Below are 19159 nucleotides of genomic sequence, written 5' to 3'. Positions count from 1 at the left end.
GCGGTCCCTGGACGTTCCGGGGACCGCTATGGTTTACCGAGATCAACAAGGGCGGATCACGATTCGGCCACTTGGAACTCCAGGTTGCATCCGGAATTTCCGTACAAAGCCGACTTTGGAGCGCCAGAATTCGGGTTCGATGCAATGTCGAGCCCCGACCGGAGGAGAGAATGCGCAGACGGCTCCAGGCGATCGCCTGCCTTGGAAGCCTGGCGGCATGGTTGTCCGCCATGCCCGCTGCGCAGGCGTCGGCCGACTCGAACCAGGCGTGCAAGGTGATCGCCGGCAAACCGGTCGCGACCGGCGGCATGGTGCGGGGCACGGCCACCAGAACGGGCTGCGCCGACCGGGCCACGCTGCGGGTACGCGTCATGGTCGCCGTCTCAGGCGCCGACCGGGCGCTCAAGAGCGGCTCCAGGACCGTCCGCAACGGCCGCGTCACGGCCGGCGTCACGTGCGCCGCGGCCCCGCGCCACTACTACGTGGTCGCGCTCGACTCCAAGGGCCGCAGCGGCAAGTCGCGGCCCGTCAAACTGGCCTGCGAGTTCGCCTCGCAGATCGAGGAGGAGGTCGTCAAGATCGTCAATCGGGCCAGGGCCAAGCAGCGCTGCCGCCCGCTGACGCACGACCCCCGGCTGCACCTGGCGGCCGAGCGGCACTCTGCGGACATGGCGCGCACCAACCGCCTGACGCACGACTCCAGCGACGGCACCAGCTTCGACCGGCGCATCCGGGCGGCCGGATTCTCCTTCACCAAGGCCGCGGAGAACATCGCCCAGGGCCAGCGCACCGCCGCCGCGGTGGTCGACGCCTGGCTCGACAGCCCACCCCTACGTAAGACGATCATGAACTGCTCCTACACCCACACCGGCGTCGGACAGAACACCAAGGGACCCACCTGGACCCAGGTCTTCGCCACGCCCTGAGCCAAGGGAGCGTCGGGCTTCACCGGCCCCACCCATGCCGGTTTCCCACCGCACGCCCAAACGCTCCCCTCCCGGCGGACCCGGCCGCGCCTCCCCCCGCACAAGGACCGCGGCCGGGTCCGCACTTCTTCACACCAGCAGCGACCGCAGACGCTCGTAGGCCGGCGCCAGCTTCCGCAGCCCCGCCGCCACGGCCGCGTCGTCGCCCGTGACGAGCGGATGCTGCAGGCCACCGAGCACGCGGGCCTGGCCCGCCGCGACGGAGGCGGCCTCGTCCAGGCCGAGCAGCTCCAGGCACGCGGCGGCGTCGGCGAGCCGCCGGGCGCCCACCCGCACGCCGAAGTACGTGAGCAGGTCGCGCACGCCGGCGTCGAGCCCCTGCTCCACCAACTCGGCCAGCCGCAGCGCCGCAGCGGCCCCACCGAGCGACCCCGGCGGGACCGGCAGGTCGTCCCGCCCGTCCAGCCAGCGCACGGCGGTGGGCAGCGAATCGCGCAGCGCCTCCCGCACGGGCACCTCGCGGACCCGGGCGAAGCCGGTGCGCAGCACGAACGACGTCGACAGGTACGCCACCGACTCCGCCCGCCAGGCGGCCAGGAAGTCCGCGACCGGCAGGGTGGCGTAGGGATGGCCGTGGGGGTCGTGCACGACGACGGTGTCGCCCTCCACCGCCAGCACCACGAGGTAGTGGTCGCCGTCGCCGTGCGGCGTGTAGGGCAGCAGCGCCATGTCGAGCGGCCCCGCCATGGCAGGACCGGCGGCCCGCAGCCTGGTCAGCGCCTCCTGCGGGGTGCCCGCCTCGCTGCGCTCGCAGGTCCAGCCGAGCAGGTCGAGCGCCGCGTCCACGCCGATCTCCGGATCCCAGCCGTAAGGGTCGAAGTACGGGGTGAGGCCGCCGACGAGCTGCATCCCGAACGGCGACCCCGTCAGCGTCTCGATCACCCCGGGCGGCGGCGCGTCCGGGCCGAGCAGCATCGCCAGCGAATGGGTGTAGCAGTAGGGGCCGGAGCCCTGGTAAGCGACCATGCCGGCCATTGAAGGCCCTGACACGGTGTCAGAGGCAACTCAGTCGGAGAAACGGGCCAGGACCAGCGACTCCACGACGCCCACGACCGCGTACGCGAGGATCGACACGGCCGTGACCACCACGATGTCCGCCCACACCTCGTCGTAGCGGAAGCCGCCGATCGCCCGCAGGATCTCCGCGCCGATGCCCTGCCCCGTGGCCAGCCATTCGGCGATGAGCGCCCCGATGATCGAGGCGGGCACGGAGATCCTGGCCGAGGCGAAGACCGCGGGCATCGCCGTCGGCACGGCGACCTTGCGCAGGACGGTCATGCGGGTGCCGCCATACGCCATGATCAGGTCGGTCGCCTGCGGGGAGGCCGAGCGCAGGCCGAAGGCGATGTTCACCAATGCGGGGAAGAACACCACGATGCCGCCGATGACGGCGACGCCGAGCAGGTCCCTGCCGAAGATCAGCGTGATCAGCGGCGTCATCACCACCAGCGGCACGGAGCGCAGCAGCATCGCGACCGGCATGAACGTCTGCTCGACGGTCTTGAACAGCACGAACGTGACCGCGACCGCCATCGCGGCGACCATGCCGGTGGTGAAGCCGATGGCGGCGTCCCTGATCGTGATGCCCAGCGCGCCGAAGACGGCCTCGCGATGGGCCGCGGACGCCGTCAGATACTCCCAGACCTGCGGCGGGCGCTTGCCGACGAGCGGGCTGATCCCGAACGCCTCCAGCGCCAGCCACCACGCGGCCACCACGATGACCACGGAGGGGACGAGAGGGCCGACGATCCGCAGCACGGTCCGCCCGATCATGATGATTCGCCTCTCGACCAGGGGGTGACCAGGCGGGCGACGAGCGCGACGAGGGCGTACCCGAGCCCGGCGATCAGGCCCGACACCAGGGCCAGGCCCCACGTGCGCGGCACCTGGAACTGCTGCTGGGAGATCATCAGGGAGACGCCGAGCCCCTGGTCGTTGCTGCCGAGGTACTCGCCGATGATCGCGCCGAGCAGCGCGGACGGCGCGGAGATCTTCAGCCCGGCGAACGTGCTCGGCAACGCGGCGATGATCTGCACGTAACGCAGCCTGGCCAGGCGGCCGCCGCCGTAGACGGTGATGAGGTCGAGGCTGGCCCGGTCGGCCGAGCGCAGCCCGAGCAGCGCGCCGATGAGCGTGGTGAAGAAGACCGAGATGGCGGCCAGGAACACCACGGTGGCCTCGCCGCCGAAGACGACCAGCACGATGGGCCCGATGGCCAGCAGCGGGATGCAGTAGCTGATCACGGCGAGCTGGGTGGCGACGGCTTCGAGCCGGGGCACGAGCAGCACCAGCAGCGCCACGCCGATGGCCAGCCCGTTGCCCCACAGGAAGCCCTGGACCGCCGCCGACAGGGTGGCGGAGGCGTTCGGCCCGTAGAAGGCCCAGCCGTCCTGGCCCATCGAGGTCAGCACCGCCGCCGGGGTCGGCACGGCGCCGCCGCCGGCGAACACGGTCGCGGCCAGCAGCCACCAGAGGGCGACGAGGGAGACAACGCCGAGCAGCCCCTGGAGGCGTCTCATGAGCCGTGCCCGAACAGCAGGTCGCTGAGGTGGTCGTGGATGGCGTGGAACTCGGGGGTGCGCATCATGTCGGGGGTGCGCGGGCGCGGCAGGCCGATCTCGACCAGCTCCACGACCCGTCCGGGGCGCGGGCTCATGACGGCGACCACGTCCGACAGGAAGATCGCCTCGCTGATGCCGTGGGTGACCATCAGCGTCGTGGCGGGCTTCTCCGTCCAGATGCGCAGCAGCTCCAGGTTGAGCCGCTGGCGGGTCATGTCGTCCAGGGCGCCGAACGGCTCGTCGAGCAGCAGCACGCTGGGCTTGACGACGAGCGCGCGGGCGATGGACACGCGCTGGCGCATGCCGCCCGACAACTCGGCGGGCCTGGCCTTCTCGAAGCCTTCGAGGCCGACCAGCTTGATCAGGTCCTCGATCACGCCGGGCTCCGGCCTGATCCCGGCGACCTCAAGCGGCAGCCGGATGTTGGCCGCGACGCTGCGCCAGGCCAGCAGTGCGGAGTCCTGGAAGGCGATGCCGAGGTGGTGGCCTCCGCGCAGTTCCCGCGGGGTCTCGCCGTTCACCCGGATCTCGCCGGTCGTGGGCTCCTCCAGCCCCGCCAGGATGCGCAGGACGGTCGACTTGCCGCAGCCGGAGGGCCCGAGCAGCGACAGGAACGAGCCCTTCTTCGTCTGGAGGTCCACGCCCTCGACGGCGGTCAGGCCCTTGCCGAAGACCTTGCTGAGCCCGGTGATGGCGATCCCGCTCATGACAGCTTCAGGCTCGGGTCGGCCTTGTAGACCTCGTCCAGGATCGTCAGGTCGAACAGTTGCTCGGCCTTGATCGTCAGGCCGGCCTTGGCCAGGGAGGCGATGTTCTGCTCGATCAGCTCGGGCGTCATCGTGAACAGGCCGTTGGCCTTGACGTCGGGGGTGACGACGAGCTCGTTCTGCATCTTGGCCTCCTCGGTCTGCTCCTTGACGTCGAGGTTCTGGTCCTTGCCGTAGACGGTGGCGGCCAGCTCGGCGGACTTGGCCGGGTCGGCGACGGCGTCCTTCCAGCCCTTGATCTCGGCCGTCAGGAACGCCTTGAGCTTGTCGCGCTCGTTGTCGATGGTCTGCTGCGTGACCGTGAACGTCTCGGCGACCAGCGGCAGACCGGCATCGGCGAGCAGCAGGTAGGTGGCGTCGTGGCCCTGCATCTTCAGCCGCACGGGGCCGCTGGTGACGAATCCGACGTAGCCGTCGAGCTGGCCTGAGGTGAGCATCGACGGGTCGGACTGGAACGGCACCCGGGTCACGCTGGCGGCGTCGATGCCGTTGGCCTTGAGCAGCGCGTTCCAGACCAGCTCGTTGGAGTCCTGGACGCCGATCTTCTTGCCGACCAGGTCCTTGGCGCTCTCGATCGGCTTCTTGCTCAGGGAGATGATGGCGAACGGGTTCTTCTGGAAGGTCGCGCCGACGATCTTCAGCGGGGCGCCCTGCAGGATGGCGGGCGCGGTGATCGTGGGCGCGGACAGCCCGATCCAGCAGCGCCCGGTGGCCAGGCCCGACTCGACCGAGGTTCCGGAGCCACCACCCGACAGCAGCTCGACCTGCGAGAACCCGGCGGCCTTGTAGTAGCCCTTGTTGTCGGCGAAGTACTCGCCGGCGAACTCGACGTTCTTCTTCCACGACAGCTGCAGCTTGACCGAGCCGAGGCCGCCACCCTGGTCACCGCCCGCCGTGGACTCGCCGCAGGCTGCCAGGCCGAGCGCCAGGCCGGTCAGGCCCGTTGTCCGCAGGAACGCACGGCGGTCGAGGGAAGTAGCCATAATTCATCCTTGAGCGGCGGTGAAGATGCAGGTCAGGAAGGTATCTATCGATTATTACCATCGTGTGACGATGGTTTGGGACAGCACTGCCCCGCCGATGGTCCTGGAGCGGGAATCGGGGAAAACCGCTGGCAACCCCTGTAGGTCCCTACGAGAGGGCGGTGGAAGGACCGTAGATCCCTCCAGCGGCCCGGCGGCTCCTGTAGCGTCGTGCGTGAAATGAGACTCGACGGAATCCCGCTTTGGGACGGTACCGAATTCCGCGGCCCGGTCGACCTGAGCTGGGAGCCCGACCGGATCACCGCGGTGACCCCGGCCCCGGCACTCCACGGCGACCTGTGCGTCATCCCTGGTCTGGTGGACACGCACGTGCACCTGATCGGGTACGCCGGTCCCGGCGAACCGCCGGACTTCGCGACCTGGCCGCTGGTCACCACGCGCGACGAGCAGGTGCTGCACGGCGTCGCCCACGCCCAGCGGGCCATGCGCCACGGCGTGACGACACTGCGCGACCTGGCGGGCGACGAGGCTCAGATCGCGCTGCGCCGGGTCTTCGAGGCCGGGGTGCTGCCGGGGCCGCGCGTCCAGGTGCACGGCGTGGTGGGGATGACGGCCGGGCACAACGACCTGTTCGTGCCGCCGGCGTTCCCGCAGCGCAAGCCCACGGCCGACGGGCCCGACGAGTGCCGCAAGCTGGTGCGCGCCTGGGCCCGCGCCGGCATGGACGGCATCAAGCTCACCACCAGCGGCGGCGTCCTGTCGATCGGCGACAAGAACGGCTGGCGCAACTACACCCGCGACGAGATCAGGGCCGTCGTGGACGAGGCCCACGCGCTGGGCATGCTGGTGGCCTCGCACGCCCACTCCGAGGACGGCATCCGCGTGGCCGTCGAGGAAGGCGTCGACTCGATCGAGCACGGCACGCTCATGAGCAGGGACCTGGCCGAGACCCTGGCCGCCAGGGGCACGCCGGTCGCCCCGACGCTGCTGATCAACGAGGCCATCGCGGAGGGCCGCGTCCCCGTCACCGCCGAGGCCAGGGCCAAGGCCGCCGAGCTGGTCGCCACCCGAAACGTGCTGCTGGCCCAGGCCGCCGCGCTGGGCGTGCGCTTCGTGCTCGGCACCGACGCCAACGGCCACCACGTGGACTTCGGCGACCAGCTCGCCGAGGTCGTGCACATGACCAGGATCCTCGGGATGGACGCCGAGTCGGCGCTGCGCGCGGCCACCTCCGACGCCGCCGACTCGATCGGCGTGCCGGTGGGCAGGATCGCGCCGGGGCTGGGCGCCGACTTCGTCGTGCTGCGCGGGCGGCCGTGGGAGCGCGTCGAGGACCTGGCCACCGGCAACATCGTGGCCGTGGTGTCACGAGGACGCGTCGTAGCGGGCGACCTGCCCTGACCGCAGTGCCAGGTACAGGTCGGTGCGGTCGCGCATCGACGACATCCGCCTGCCGGTGAGCTCCTCGATCCGCTGCATGCGGTAGCGCAGGGTGTTGACGTGCACATACAGCTCGTCCGCGGTGCGCTGCCAGGATCCGCAGGTCTCCAGGAAGATGTCGAGCGTGCGCAGCAGCTCGGAGCCGTGCCGCGCGTCGTACTCCTCCACGGGCCCGAGCAGGTGGTCGCGGAACGACCTGCGCACCCCGGCGGGGAGCGTGGCCAGCAGCAGGTCGAAGCTGTCGATGTCGGCCACCGACATGATCGAGACGGGGCCCGCGCCCCCTCTGGCTGATTCCATGCCGCGCCTGGCCGTCTCCAGCGCCTCGCCGAGCTGCGACACGCTGGCCGCCATCTCGCTGATCCCGGCCGCGATGCGCAGGCCCGGCTGCTCGGCCGCCAGGGCGCGCAGTTCGTCGGCCAGGCTCTTGCGTGAGGCCCTGCCGTTGACCAGCGCGACCGCCTCGCCGGGCGTGCCGCCGACGATCAGGTGCCGGCCCTTCCTGGCCAGGCCCTCGTGCAGCATCTCCGGCAGGTCATACGCGCCCGGCCCTGTCAGGCTCACCACCACGGCGGCCGTCGGCAGCCCGGGGTCGGCGCCGAGCAGCCGCAGGTGCGCCGACACCTCGCCGGGCGGGATCTGGCCGAGCACGTCGAGCAGCGTCTGCGCCCTGACCCGTTCGGCCCTGCGCTGCTCGGCGGCGAAGCCATCGGCGGTCACGGCCTCGGTGATCGCGCCGAACGACTGGTCGGGGGCGGCCAGGAGCAGCGGGAGCCGGCGGCGTTCGCAGGCTTCGACCAGCGCGTCGGGCAGCTCGCCGAGCACGATCAGGCCCACGACCAGCCCGGCGGCGTCGCTGGCCCACAACGCGTCGGCGAAACGCTCGCAGTCGGACGGCTCTCCGTACCAGACGCCGCTGGTCAGCACGAGGTCGCCGGAGCGCAGGTAACGGCGGGGGTCGGGCAGGTCCGTCGGGTAGGCGCGCCGAATCTCGCGGTCGAGCCCTTCGTGACCTGTCACGGGCTTCAGCCGAAGGTCGTCGCGCGCGAGCAGGTCCGCCAGCCTCATGAAATCTGATGGTATGTCAGCCTCCGATTAGGAGGTTTCTCATTCATGACCCCCCAGACTTCAGAGGTTCGCACGATACCTCCGGCTCCAGGGGTTGCTGTTTACTCGTTGCCATGCGTCCCAAAGCGGAACTCCACCTGCACATCGAAGGCACCCTGGAACCCGAACTCGTCGTCGAGCTGGCCCGGCGCAACCGGGTCGACCTGCCGACCTTCGACGTGGAGGCCATCAGGGCGCGCTACTCCTTCGCGAACCTGCAGTCGTTCCTGGACGTGTACTACGAGAACATGGCGGTGCTGCGCACCGAGGAGGACTTCTACGACCTCGCCTCCGCCTACCTGCGGCGGGCCGCCGAACAGGGGGTGCGGCACGCCGAGATCTTCTTCGACCCGCAGGCGCACCTGAGCAGGGGCGTGCCGATGGACGTGGTGATCGGCGGGCTGTCGGCGGCGCTGAAGGACGGCGAGGCGTCGTCCGCGCTGATCCTGTGCTTCCTCCGCGACCGGGGCGCCGAGGAGGCCGAGCAGGTGCTCCGAACCGCGCTGGCCTACCGCGACCACTTCATCGGGGTGGGGCTGGACTCGGCCGAGGTGGGGTATCCGCCGTCGTTGTTCCGGCGGGTGTTCGACATCGCCGCCGCCGAAGGGCTGCACAGAGTGGCGCACGCCGGCGAGGAGGGCGGGCCCGACTACGTGTGGGAGGCGCTGGACGTCCTGCGCGTCGAACGGGTGGACCACGGCATCCGCGCGATGGAGGATCCGCAGCTCGTGGCCCGGCTGCGGGAGGAGCGGATCCCGCTGACCGTGTGCCCGCTGTCGAACGTGCGGCTGCGGGCCGTACCGTCCCTGCGCGACCACATCCTGCCCGCGATGCTGGACGAGGGGCTGGTCGTGACCGTCAACTCCGACGATCCCGCGTACTTCGGGGGTTACGTGGAGGACAACTACGCGGCGTTGCGGCGGGAGCTGGGGATGACCGAGGAGCAGCTCGACCGGATCGCCCGCAACTCCTTCGAGGCGGCCTTCGCGTACGAGGGCTGAGCACCGCCTTCACGCGCCTTCGCCTTTCGAGGGCTGAGCAGCTTTCGAGGGCTGAGCAGAGTGAAGGGGCCCGCCTTCACAGGCGGGCCCCTTAGTCACGCTTCTCAGACTGAGGACTCAGATCAGGTGACCGAGCACTTGTTTTCCTTGCTCTTGATGCCGAGGATCTGGCTGAGGATGTCGCCGGTCTCCACGTTGATCACGGCGCTGTGGCTGTTGTTGACCTCACCGTTGGCGAGGATGTTCTCGTCACCGCAGATGAGGAGCTTCCTGTCGTGGTCCTCACTGGGCCTTGGCCAGTTGGTCGTGGCCGCGTTCGCGGCGACGCCGGACATGAGCAGCCCTCCGACGATCCCGGCCAGGACGAGCCCTTGCTTGTACATATCGATTCTCCTCTGATACCTAACGACTACTCTCCGTAGCTATCGGGAGAAGATTTTCCCGGCCCCGACTTCGACAAACGCCCACATTTTCGCTCTTGACCTGCTGAAATCCGGTACGTAGCCAAAATGATTACCGAGAGCCGGGCGCTTGACGATCACGTGTGTCCGGCCGAGGGGTCGCCGTCGCCTTTCATGACCGAAAGCAGACCATCGCGGGCGGCCCGTTCCGCCCCCCAAAATGGGTACATGTAACGCAGGGCCACCAAATTCGGGCTGGGGCCTCTACGGGAGGGTGAGGATGACCGGGCCGTCCCCGGTGATCGCGACGGTGTGCTCGACGTGCACGCTCCTGCTGCCGTCGCCCGAGCAGACCGACCAGCCGTCGTCGTCCATGCGGTAGCCGTCGTCGCCTCCGGCCATCAGGCTCGGCTCGATCGCGATCACCAGCCCGGGACGAAGCCGCAACCCTCGACCCTGGGGGGCCTCGTTGGGCACGAACGGCGACTCGTGCATGGCCCGGCCGATGCCATGGCCACCGAAGTCGTTCTGCATGCCGTAGCCGGCGCCGCGTCCGACCATGGCCATCGCGTGGCCGATGTCGCCCAGCCGTCCGCCGGGCACGGCCGCCCTGATGCCCGCGGCCAGCGTCTCCTCCGCGACCCTGATCAGCTTCAGGTCCTCCTCGCGGGCGTGCCCGATCGTGAAACTGACCGTGCCGTCGGCGTGCCAGCCGTCCACGAACGCGCCGCAGTCGACGCTCAGCAGGTCGCCGTCCCGCAGCCGGTACGGCGACGGCAGGCCGTGCAGCATGACCCCGTTCACCGACGTGCAGATCACTCCCGGGTACGGGGTGGCCCCGAACGTCGGCTGGTAGCCCAGGAACGACGCCCCCGCCCCGGCCTCGTGGATGACCGTCCGCGCGACCTCGTCGAGCTGCTTCAACGACACCCCGACGGCCGCCTGCTCCCGCGTCGCCGCCTGGATCGCGGCGACGACCCTGCCCGCCTCCCGCATCGTGGCGATCTCGCCGGCGCTCTTGAGTTCGATCACGGCCTTCTCCTCCCGGTTCCGTCGATAACTATACCGGTATTATTATCACGCCTCTCGGGTCAATCCATACCCCGCCTGCCCGGCGTCCAGAACGGCTTCGTCAGGACGTCGCCGCGCTGCCAGCCGCGCTCCTTGACCAGGTGGGTGCGGATCGCCTGGATCGTGCGCGCCTCACCCGCCAGATAGGCGACGCCCGGCCGGTCCGGGAGGTCCAGGTTCCTGACCGCGTCCACCAGGAGCTGCGAACCCGCCGCCGAGGCGCCGTTCCTGCACACCCTGACCAGGTCCTTCGGCAACTCCAGATGGTCGCCGGGGCCGTCGGCCTCCACCGCGCCGTACGTCGCCACGCCCTCGGGCAGGGCCCGCACCATCGCGTCGAACGCCACGGAGGCGGTCTCCTCGCCGGCGAACAGATGGCAGGACGCTTCCCGCCGTACCACGAAACGTCCTTCCGGCCTGGTGAACGCGATCTCCTGGCCCGCCTTCGCGTGCCTGATCCACGAGACGCCCGGTGAGTCGCCGCCATGGTCGTACCCGACGAGGTCGATCGACTCCCCGGCCGGGTCGTGCCGCCAGACCGAGTACGTCCGCAGCACACTCCCGAGCAGGCCGCCGTCGCCGATCAGCAGCCGGACGTGCTGGCCCGGGGTCCAGTCCAGCGCCGGGATGGACTCTCCGGCGATTCTCACGCGGCGCATGCTCGGGGTGAGCTGCTCCGCCTCGACGACCTCGCCGGTGACGAACATCCGCTCCAGTAACCGCCGTGCGATCGTGCGCTTCACGTCCTCCTCCTTCCTGGCCGCCGAACCGGCGGCGCCTGCCGGAATCGCCCCCTCATCGGTGCCGCCTCGGGTCGAGCTCCTCGATCTCGCGGCGGGCGGCGACGAAGATCTCCTGGATCCGCTCGACCACCCGCGGGTCGCCGTGGGCGTGGGCGAGCGTCTTCACGGCGGCCTTGACCAGGCGGAGCGCGGGGCCGACGATCTCCGCGGCCTCGGGCTCGCGGAACATCCCCCATTCGCCCCTGCTGGCCGCCCGCCCCCACAGGCGCTCGATCTCATCGATCTGCTCCTCGACCGCGCGCCTGCCCTCGTCGGTGACCTGGTAGACCTTGCGGCCGTCGGCCTGCTCGACCCGTACGAGGCCCTCGTCTTCGAGCAGCTGCAGGGTCGGGTAGATGGAGCCGGCGCTGGGCTCGTAGGTGCCGTTGAAGCGGTCGGCGAGGCGGCCCATGACCTGGTAGCCATGGCCGGGCTGCTCGGCGACCAGCGCGAGGATCGCCAGGCGGAGCTCTCCCGGCCCGAAGAAGCGTCCGGTGGGGCCGAGGCCCGGTGTGCGACGGGCGTTCATCATAGGTCGGATGCTATATCGAACGATATAACGAAGTAAACAAGCTATATCGCGTTTTCACCCAACGAACAGCGATGGGGAGAGTGGTCACCGATGTGGATGTGGAAGTGCGAAGGCTCGTCCCCGGCCACGATCCGGCAGAAGACGCAACTCATCGGCCACCTGCCGCATGCGATTGAAGACGACGGGCGGGCGCACGCGGGAGAGTGCCCGCGTGCCCCGCCCGTCGCAGGAAAAGAACTAGGCCTTCAGCCAGCTCATCATCGGACGCAGCTTGGCGCCCGTCTTCTCGATCGGGTTCTCGGCCAGCTCCTCGCGGTGCTTCGAGAACTCCTTCTGTCCGCTGTCGAACTCCTGGACGAGCTCGCGGGTGAAGCTCCCGTCCTGGATCTCGCCCAGGATCCGGCGCATCTCCTGCCGGGTCTCGTCGCCGATGACGCGCGGGCCGCGGGTGTAGCCGCCGTACTCCGCGGTGTCGGAGACGGACCAGTACATCTTGGACAGGCCGCCCTCGTACATGAGGTCGACGATCAGCTTCACCTCGTGGAGGCACTCGAAGTAGGCGACCTCGGGCTGGTAGCCGGCCTCGATGAGGGTGTCGAACCCGGCCTTGATCAGCTCGGACAGGCCGCCGCACAGCACGACCTGCTCACCGAACAGGTCGGTCTCCGTCTCCTCGGTGAAGGTCGTCTTCAGGACGCCGGCGCGGGTGCCGCCGATGCCCTTGGCGTACGAGAGCGCCAGGTCGAGAGCCTTGCCGGAGGCGTCCTTCTCGACGGCGACCAGACACGGCACGCCGCGCCCGGCCTCGAACTGGCGGCGCACGAGGTGGCCGGGGCCCTTGGGGGCGACCATGCACACGTCGACGCCCTCGGGGGCCTCGATGAGGCCGTAGCGGATGTTCAGGCCGTGACCGAAGAACAGCGCGTCGCCCTCGACGAGGTTGGGGGCGACGTGCTGGGCGTACAGGTCGCGCTGGACGTGGTCCGGCGCGAGGATCATGGTGAGGTTGGCCTCCTCGACCGCCTCGGCCGGAGTGACGACCCGCAGCCCGTCGTTCTCCGCCTTCTCGCGGCTCTTGGAGCCCTCGGGCAGGCCGATGCGCACGTCCACGCCGGAGTCACGCAGGGAAAGCGCATGGGCGTGGCCCTGGCTGCCGTACCCCAGCACGGCCACGTGGCGTCCCTGAATGATCGACAGGTCAGCCTGGTCGTCGTAGAAGATCTCGGTCACTTGCGATAAACCTTTCAGGCGGTACGGTCCAGTGCCCTGAGGGACCGGTCGGTGATGGAACGGGCGCCGCGGCCGATGGCCACCATGCCCGATTGGACGAGTTCTTTGATCCCGAACGGTTCGAGGACCTTGATGAACGCGTCAAGCTTGTCGCGGGTGCCGGTGACCTCGATGGTCACGGCGTCGGCCGCCACGTCGACGCAGCGGGCGCGGAAGAGCTGGACGAGCTCCAGCACGTGGGAACGGCTGTCGGCGTCGGCCTTCACCTTGATCAGCATGAGCTCGCGCTGCACGGACTGCGAGGTGTCGAGTTCGACGATCTTCAGGACGTTCACGAGCTTGTTGAGCTGCTTGGTGACTTGTTCAAGGGGCAGTTCCTCGACGCTGACCACGATGGTCATGCGAGAGATGTCGTCGTGCTCGGTCGGCCCGACTGCCAGCGAGTCTATGTTGAAGCCCCGTCTGCTGAACAACGCGGACACGCGCGCCAGCACACCCGGCTTGTTCTCGACAAGCACGGACAGGGTGTGTCTACTCATCGTCGTGCTCCCACTTCGGCGCCATGTCACGGGCGATCTTGATGTCGTCGTTGCTGGTGCCTGCCGCCACCATGGGCCAGACCATGGCGTCCTGGTGGACGACGAAGTCGACCACGACGGGCACGTCGTTGATCTCCATGGCCTTCTTGATCACTTCGTCCACGTCCTCGGGACGCTCGCATCGCAGGCCCACACAACCGTAGGCCTCGGCCAGCTTGACGAAGTCGGGGATGCGGCGCGTGGTCTGCAGATCGGTGTTGGAGTAACGCTGATCGTAGAAGAGCGTCTGCCACTGGCGGACCATGCCGAGGTTGCCGTTGTTGATGACGGCGATCTTGATCGGCACGCCCTCCAGCGCGCAGGTGGCCAGTTCCTGGTTGGTCATCTGGAAGCAGCCGTCGCCGTCGATGGCCCACACGGTGGTGTCGGGACGGCCCATCTTGGCGCCCATCGCGGCCGGGACGGCGAAGCCCATCGTGCCCAGGCCGCCGGAGTTGATGAAGGTGCCGGGCTTTTCGTAGTGGACGAACTGCGAGGCCCACATCTGGTGTTGGCCGACGCCGGCCACGTAGTAGGTGTCGGGGCCGGCGATCGCGCTCAGCCGCTCCATGACGTACTGCGGGGCCAGCGAGCCGTCCTCGAACTCCTCGTAACCGAGCGGGTACGTCTGCTTGTAGCCGTTGAGCAGCGTCCACCACTCCTCGTAGTCGCCCTTCTGCCCCGACGCCTCGATGGCGGCGATGAGGTCGGTGACGACCTCCTTGCAGTCGCCCACGATCGGCACGTCGGCGTGGCGGTTCTTGGAGATCTCCGCGGGGTCGATGTCGGCGTGCACGACCTTGGCGTGGGGCGCGAACGAGGACAGATTCCCGGTCACCCGGTCGTCGAACCGCACCCCCAGGCCGATGATCAGGTCGGACTTCTGCAGCGCGCCCACGGCCGCCACGCTGCCGTGCATGCCCGGCATGCCCATGTGCTGGGGGTGGCCGTCGGGGAAGGTGCCCCTGGCCATCAGGGTGGTGATGACGGGGATGTGCGTCAGTTCTGCGAGCTGCAGCAGTTCGGCCGAGGCGCCCGCCTTGTGGACGCCGCCGCCGACGTACAGGACCGGCTTCCTGGACTCGGCGATCAGCTTGGCGGCCTCGCGGATCTGCTTGGAGTGGGGCCTGGTGACCGGGCGGTAGCCCGGGAGCTGCATGGTCGGCGGCCAGCTGAAGGTGGTCTGCGACTGCAGGGCGTCCTTGGAGATGTCCACGAGCACGGGGCCGGGCCGGCCCGTGGAGGCGATGTGGAACGCCTCCATGATCGTACGGGCGATGTCGGCGGGGTCGGTGACCAGGAAGTTGTGCTTCGTGATCGGCATGGTGATGCCGGAGATGTCGGCTTCCTGGAACGCGTCGGTCCCGATCATCGGCGCGGCGACCTGGCCGGTGATCGCCACGATCGGCACCGAGTCCATGAAGGCGTCGGCGATCGGCGTCACCAGGTTGGTGGCGCCGGGGCCGCTGGTCGCCATGCAGACGCCGACCTTGCCCGTGGCCTGCGCATAGCCTTCGGCCGCGTGCCCCGCACCCTGCTCGTGGCGTACGAGCACGTGCCGGACCTTGGTCGAGTCGTAGAGAGGATCGTAGGCGGGCAGGATGGCGCCGCCTGGGATCCCGAACACGGTGTCGACTTCCATGTGCTCCAGCGCCCTCACCAGGGCCTGTGCACCTGTCATCCGTTCGGTCATCGGCTCGTTCCTTGCGTGGCTACTCGCTTAAGGACATAAAAAAGGCCCCGTCCCACCGGGCGGCGGGTCTGGGGCGGCGCGCAGGTCGTCGTGCTTCGCTATCGGCCTGCGCGCCGGCGAAGTACTACGAGAATCTCACTGCGAAGCATGGCTTACACGATAGCCGCTCCGAACGCCTCAGTGTCAACTTGGTGGACACTTGTCTCAAACGGTGAGACTCGTACGCATCAGCGAATCGACTCCGCGCGCCGCCATCGGGCGGGCCACCAGGAATCCCTGACCTCTCGTGCACCCCATGCGCTTGAGCAGGTCGAGCTGTTCCGGGCGCTCGATGCCCTCGGCCACCACGATGAGCCCGAGGTCGTGCCCGAGCCGCACGATCGTGCTGGTGAGCAGCGTCAGCGTGTCGTCTCTGCCGAGACCCGACACGAAGGAGGGATCGATCTTGATCATGTCGACGGGAAGCTGCCTGAGGAAGGCCAGCGAGGCGTAGCCCGTGCCGAAGTCGTCGATCGCCAGCCGCACGCCGAGCGCGCGCAGCTCCGACAGGCGCTTGATCGTCTCCTCGGCGTCCTCGACCAGCATCTCCTCGATCACCTCAAGGGTGAGCGCGGAGGCGGGCAGCCCGCTCTCGGCCAGCGCCTCCTCGACCGTCTCCACGAACCTGGGCGCGGTGATCTGGCGCGCCGACAGGTTCAGCGACAGGCCGATGTCCCACGAGGACGCGCGCCAGGCGGCCACCTCGCGGCACGCCTCGCGCAGGATCCACTCGCCCAGCGGCACGATCAGCCCGGTGTCCTCGGCCGGGCCGAGGAAGCTCTCAGGCGGCACGAACACCGACCCGCGCCACCACCGCACCAGCGCCTCGACCGCGGTGACGCGCGAGGTGGCCAGGTCGACCACGGGCTGGTACTCGATGGCGAACTGCTGCTCGATGAGCGCCCGCTGCAGGTCGGCGGCCAGCTCCAGGCGGCGTACGACGTCGGCGTGCATCTGCGCGGCGAACACCTCCACCCGCCGCCCGCCGAGCTCTTTGGAGCGCGCCATTGCCACATCCGCGTTTCTGATGAGGTCGGCGGCGGGAAGGTCATCCTCGGTGAAGGCCACGCCCACGCTCGCGGTCAGCGCCACGTCGCGGTCGGCGACGCGGAACGGCTCCTGCGAGACCGCGCGGACGAGCCGCTCGGCCAGGTCGACCGCGAGTTGCGCGTCGCCGCCCGTCTCGACCAGGACGGCGAACTCGTCGCCGCCCCAGCGGGCCAGCGTGTCGTCGGCGCGTACGGCTCCGCGCAGCCGCCGCGCGGCCTGCCCGAGCAGGTAGTCGCCGCTGGCGTGCCCGACCGAGTCGTTGACCGAGGTGAACCCGTCGAGGTCGAGGAAGATCACCGCGACGTTGCCGGACGTGCGTCCAGGCAGCACCTCGCGGGTGCGTTCCTCGAAGTAGGCGCGGTTGGGCAGCCCGGTGACGCCGTCGTGGAAGGTCAGGTGGGCGACCTGGTTGCGCAGCGCCTCCTCGTCGCTGATGTCCCTGGTCGTCACGAGGATGAGCTCGTCGCCGCGGACGTGGCGGGTGGCGACCGACTCGGCGGGACGCCAGGTGCCGTCGGAGGCGCGCACCCGGCAGGCGATCAGGCAGGTGCCCGGCGCGGTGGCGTCCTCGTCGAGGTGCATGGCGCGCAGCGCGAGCTGGATGCCGGGCACGTCCTCCGGGTGGATGTAGTCGAAGATCGACCCGCCGACCAGCTCGTCGGGGCGGTAGCCGTAGGTGGCCTCGACCCCGGCGCCCATCTCGCGGACGACGCCGTCGTAGTCGCAGGTGAACACCACGTCGCCGGCGCTGTCGGCCATCTCCCTGAGCTGCCGCTCGCCGAGCTTGACCAGGCCGCGCAGGCGCATGTTGGTCGCCGACACCACGAACATGCGCAGCAGCAGGAGCAGGACCACCGAGACCGCCACCACCACGACGCCGGTCACGGGCTGCTCGGGCCGCCCGCCGACCAGGTGGGCGAGCATGGTGAAGGCCGCCACGGCGACCAGGGCCATCGGCGCCAGCGCGACCGCGTTGCCGATCGCCGACCCGCCCCGCTGGCTGACGCGCGGCCCCCAGGGCACGGCCGCCAGCAGCAGGAAGGCCATCGGCGCCAGCATGAGGCTCCAGGTCTGCGGGTCGGTGCCCTCAAGGCGGGCCACCGCGACCGCCAGGCCCGCCACGGTCGTGGTGGCCAGCAGGCCGACGCCCCCCAGAGCCAGCAGCCAGGACGAGGACCTGCTGGTGAGCACGGACGGGATCACGGCGCAGGTCACCAGCAGCGTGATCATCGGCGGCAGCATGACGAGCGTGAACCCGGCGGGGTCGGCCGCGTCGGCGTAGACGTGGCGCAGCGTCACCACCCAGCCGATCAGGAAGAGCGAGGCGGCACACAGGTAGGCGTCGGAGATGTGCCGTAAAACGACCCTGGCCGGGAATCTGCGGTCGGCGACGATCAACGCGCCACCGGCCGTGACGACGGTGCCCAGCAGGATGAACAGGTCGGTGAAGCTGACCACGAAGCTCTCGGCGAACGGGCGCAGCGCCACCCCGGCGGCCCAGGCGACCGCGCCCGCGGCCATCCAGCGCGCACCCAGCGCCATCGGACCTTCTGCCCGCTGCGCGTTGGCCGACTCCGCCCGCTGCGCGTCAGCTGACTCCGCCCGCTGCGCGTCAGTCGGCTCCGCCCGCTGCGCGTCGGCCGACTCCGCCCGCGGCTCCTTGGCCGGCTGCCTGGTGGCGCGCGCCGAGGCGACCAGCAGGGAGGCGGCGGCAGCGGACGCCGCCAGCACTCCGGCGACCGCGCCGGTGAGCAAGGCCTGACCGTCCGTGAGGAGCGCGACGGCGAACGCAACCGCGCCTGCCACCGCCGCAGCGGCCGGCAGCACCCGTGGATCACGCCAGCGGATCACAGTCGTTGCCCATCCCGTCTCGAACTCTGTACCAAGTCGCTTGCCGAAGTCCGGCAGGCCACTTCGCCAGTGTGTGCGGTCGTGGGTGCGCGGGTGGTGACAATGCCGATGTCGTCACCGATCTGATAACCACACAGACCAATTGCCGCCAAGAGTTCCTTGACAGTGAGTCAGGAACTCCCTGCAAAGGCCACCGTACGCACCGAAGGTCACGGCCCAGCCACGTTCCGGGATCCTCTCAGTACGAGTCGGTTATGACGTTGATCAGGGGTTCCCCGGCGACGTAACGCCCGATCTGGGCGCGGATGAGCCTGAGGGTGCGCCGGCCCGAGGCGGGGGTGCTGCCGGCGACGTGCGGCGTGATCAGCACGCCTGGCGCGCTCCAGAGGGGGTGGCCCTCGGGCAGCGGCTCGGGCGCGGTCACATCCAGCGCGGCGCGTAGCCTACCGGTTTTGAGCTCGGCGACCAGTGCGTCGGTGTCGACGACCCCGCCCCTGGCGGCGTTGACCAGGACGGCCCCGTCTTTCATCCGGGCCAGGAACGCCGCGTCGACCATCCCGGCCGTGGCGGCGGTGGCGGGCACCAGCAGCACGACGACGTCCGCCTCCGGCAGCAGCGCGGGCAACTCGTCCATGCCGTGCACGCCCTCGCGGGCGCTCCTGGCCACGCGGACGACCTCGACCTCGAACGGTTCAAGCCGCCTGTCGAGCGCGGCCCCGATGGAGCCGTAGCCGACGATGAGCACGGTGGAGTCGGCCAGCACGCCGGTGTGGTGGTAGGTCCACTCGCCCGCGCGCTGCGCGTCGACGAACCCGGGAAACTCCCTGAGGACCGCGATCATGGCCCCGACCGCCCATTCCGCGGTGCCCGCGTCGTGCACGCCGCGCGCGTTGCACAGCACCGCGCCCTTGGGCAGGTACGGACGGTACTGCTCGACACCGGCGGTGACGGTCTGCACCAACCGCACCGAGGTCATCGCGCCGAGGATCCCCTCCACGTCGAGCTGGGTGAGCAGCGGCGGGATCCAGACCTCCACCTCCTCGATCCCCTCCGGCATCGGGGACAGGCCATCATAAACGGCACATTC

The 19159-nt window shown here is 69.7% G+C and carries 18 protein-coding genes; 3 read left to right on the top strand and 15 right to left on the bottom strand.

Annotated elements, in window-relative coordinates; genetic code table 11:
• Positions 1-170: 170 nt before the first annotated feature.
• On the top strand, positions 171-926 hold the full coding sequence (locus ACFOY2_RS11530; protein ID WP_379527962.1) for a CAP domain-containing protein: 756 nt from the start codon (positions 171-173) through the stop codon (positions 924-926).
• Between the two features lie 129 nt (positions 927-1055).
• Here the strand turns inward: ACFOY2_RS11530 and ACFOY2_RS11525 are convergent, their stop codons facing one another.
• The 5 genes from ACFOY2_RS11525 to ACFOY2_RS11505 are packed head-to-tail and all read right to left on the bottom strand — an operon-like array spanning position 1056 to position 5297.
• On the bottom strand, positions 1056-1952 hold the full coding sequence (locus ACFOY2_RS11525) for a hypothetical protein (RefSeq protein WP_379527961.1): 897 nt from the start codon (positions 1950-1952) through the stop codon (positions 1056-1058).
• Positions 1953-1991: 39 nt separating this feature from the next.
• On the bottom strand, positions 1992-2759 hold the full coding sequence (locus ACFOY2_RS11520) for an ABC transporter permease (protein WP_379527960.1): 768 nt from the start codon (positions 2757-2759) through the stop codon (positions 1992-1994).
• Complete coding sequence (locus tag ACFOY2_RS11515) at positions 2756-3505, bottom strand: ABC transporter permease (RefSeq protein ID WP_379527959.1); 750 nt, start codon at positions 3503-3505, stop codon at positions 2756-2758. The genes ACFOY2_RS11520 and ACFOY2_RS11515 overlap by 4 nt, the downstream gene beginning before the upstream one ends.
• Positions 3502-4254, bottom strand: coding sequence for an ABC transporter ATP-binding protein (locus ACFOY2_RS11510; protein WP_379527958.1), 753 nt, complete (start codon positions 4252-4254; stop codon positions 3502-3504). Before ACFOY2_RS11510 ends, ACFOY2_RS11515 begins: the two co-directional genes overlap by 4 nt.
• Complete coding sequence (locus tag ACFOY2_RS11505) at positions 4251-5297, bottom strand: ABC transporter substrate-binding protein (RefSeq protein ID WP_379527957.1); 1047 nt, start codon at positions 5295-5297, stop codon at positions 4251-4253. Before ACFOY2_RS11505 ends, ACFOY2_RS11510 begins: the two co-directional genes overlap by 4 nt.
• Positions 5298-5516: 219 nt before the next feature.
• Here ACFOY2_RS11505 and ACFOY2_RS11500 point away from each other — a divergent pair, with 219 nt between their 5' ends.
• Positions 5517-6698, top strand: coding sequence for a metal-dependent hydrolase family protein (locus ACFOY2_RS11500; RefSeq protein ID WP_379527956.1), 1182 nt, complete (start codon positions 5517-5519; stop codon positions 6696-6698).
• On the opposite strand, the gene ACFOY2_RS11495 is transcribed toward ACFOY2_RS11500, so the two are convergent.
• Entirely contained in the window at positions 6663-7805 is a 1143-nt protein-coding gene (locus ACFOY2_RS11495) for a PucR family transcriptional regulator (protein ID WP_379527955.1), read from the bottom strand. The genes ACFOY2_RS11500 and ACFOY2_RS11495 overlap by 36 nt on opposite strands.
• Positions 7806-7918: 113 nt before the next feature.
• On the opposite strand from ACFOY2_RS11495, the gene ACFOY2_RS11490 reads away from it, so the two are divergent.
• Complete coding sequence (locus ACFOY2_RS11490; RefSeq protein WP_379527954.1) at positions 7919-8845, top strand: adenosine deaminase; 927 nt, start codon at positions 7919-7921, stop codon at positions 8843-8845.
• Between the two features lie 122 nt (positions 8846-8967).
• On the opposite strand, the gene ACFOY2_RS11485 is transcribed toward ACFOY2_RS11490, so the two are convergent.
• From ACFOY2_RS11485 to ACFOY2_RS11445, 9 genes are all read right to left on the bottom strand, one after another.
• Complete coding sequence (locus ACFOY2_RS11485) at positions 8968-9228, bottom strand: hypothetical protein (protein WP_357808878.1); 261 nt, start codon at positions 9226-9228, stop codon at positions 8968-8970.
• Between the two features lie 282 nt (positions 9229-9510).
• Positions 9511-10278 (bottom strand): type I methionyl aminopeptidase, encoded by a 768-nt coding sequence (gene map / locus ACFOY2_RS11480; RefSeq protein ID WP_379527953.1) that lies wholly within the window; start codon positions 10276-10278, stop codon positions 9511-9513.
• Positions 10279-10337: 59 nt separating this feature from the next.
• Positions 10338-11060 carry a siderophore-interacting protein gene (locus ACFOY2_RS11475; RefSeq protein ID WP_379527952.1) on the bottom strand — a complete coding sequence of 241 codons (723 nt, stop codon included), beginning with the start codon at positions 11058-11060 and terminating at the stop codon, positions 10338-10340.
• Positions 11061-11112: 52 nt separating this feature from the next.
• Positions 11113-11631: a PadR family transcriptional regulator gene (locus tag ACFOY2_RS11470; protein ID WP_379527951.1), complete on the bottom strand. Its 519-nt coding sequence runs from the start codon at positions 11629-11631 to the stop codon at positions 11113-11115.
• 237 nt (positions 11632-11868) lie between these two features.
• Entirely contained in the window at positions 11869-12852 is a 984-nt protein-coding gene (gene ilvC / locus ACFOY2_RS11465; RefSeq protein ID WP_379528297.1) for a ketol-acid reductoisomerase, read from the bottom strand.
• A gap of 23 nt (positions 12853-12875) precedes the next feature.
• Complete coding sequence (gene ilvN / locus ACFOY2_RS11460) at positions 12876-13400, bottom strand: acetolactate synthase small subunit (RefSeq protein WP_379527950.1); 525 nt, start codon at positions 13398-13400, stop codon at positions 12876-12878.
• Positions 13393-15132: an acetolactate synthase large subunit gene (locus ACFOY2_RS11455; protein ID WP_379527949.1), complete on the bottom strand. Its 1740-nt coding sequence runs from the start codon at positions 15130-15132 to the stop codon at positions 13393-13395. The genes ilvN and ACFOY2_RS11455 overlap by 8 nt, the downstream gene beginning before the upstream one ends.
• A gap of 204 nt (positions 15133-15336) precedes the next feature.
• Positions 15337-18072: a putative bifunctional diguanylate cyclase/phosphodiesterase gene (locus ACFOY2_RS11450; RefSeq protein ID WP_379527948.1), complete on the bottom strand. Its 2736-nt coding sequence runs from the start codon at positions 18070-18072 to the stop codon at positions 15337-15339.
• A gap of 238 nt (positions 18073-18310) precedes the next feature.
• Positions 18311-19129 (bottom strand): 2-hydroxyacid dehydrogenase, encoded by an 819-nt coding sequence (locus tag ACFOY2_RS11445; RefSeq protein WP_379527947.1) that lies wholly within the window; start codon positions 19127-19129, stop codon positions 18311-18313.
• Positions 19130-19159: the final 30 nt, after the last annotated feature.

Source organism: Nonomuraea purpurea, from assembly GCF_042650645.1.
Lineage (GTDB): Bacteria > Actinomycetota > Actinomycetes > Streptosporangiales > Streptosporangiaceae > Nonomuraea > Nonomuraea purpurea.
The sequence above is the reverse complement of the archived record's forward strand: the minus strand, read 5'-3'. Positions and strand labels throughout refer to the sequence as shown.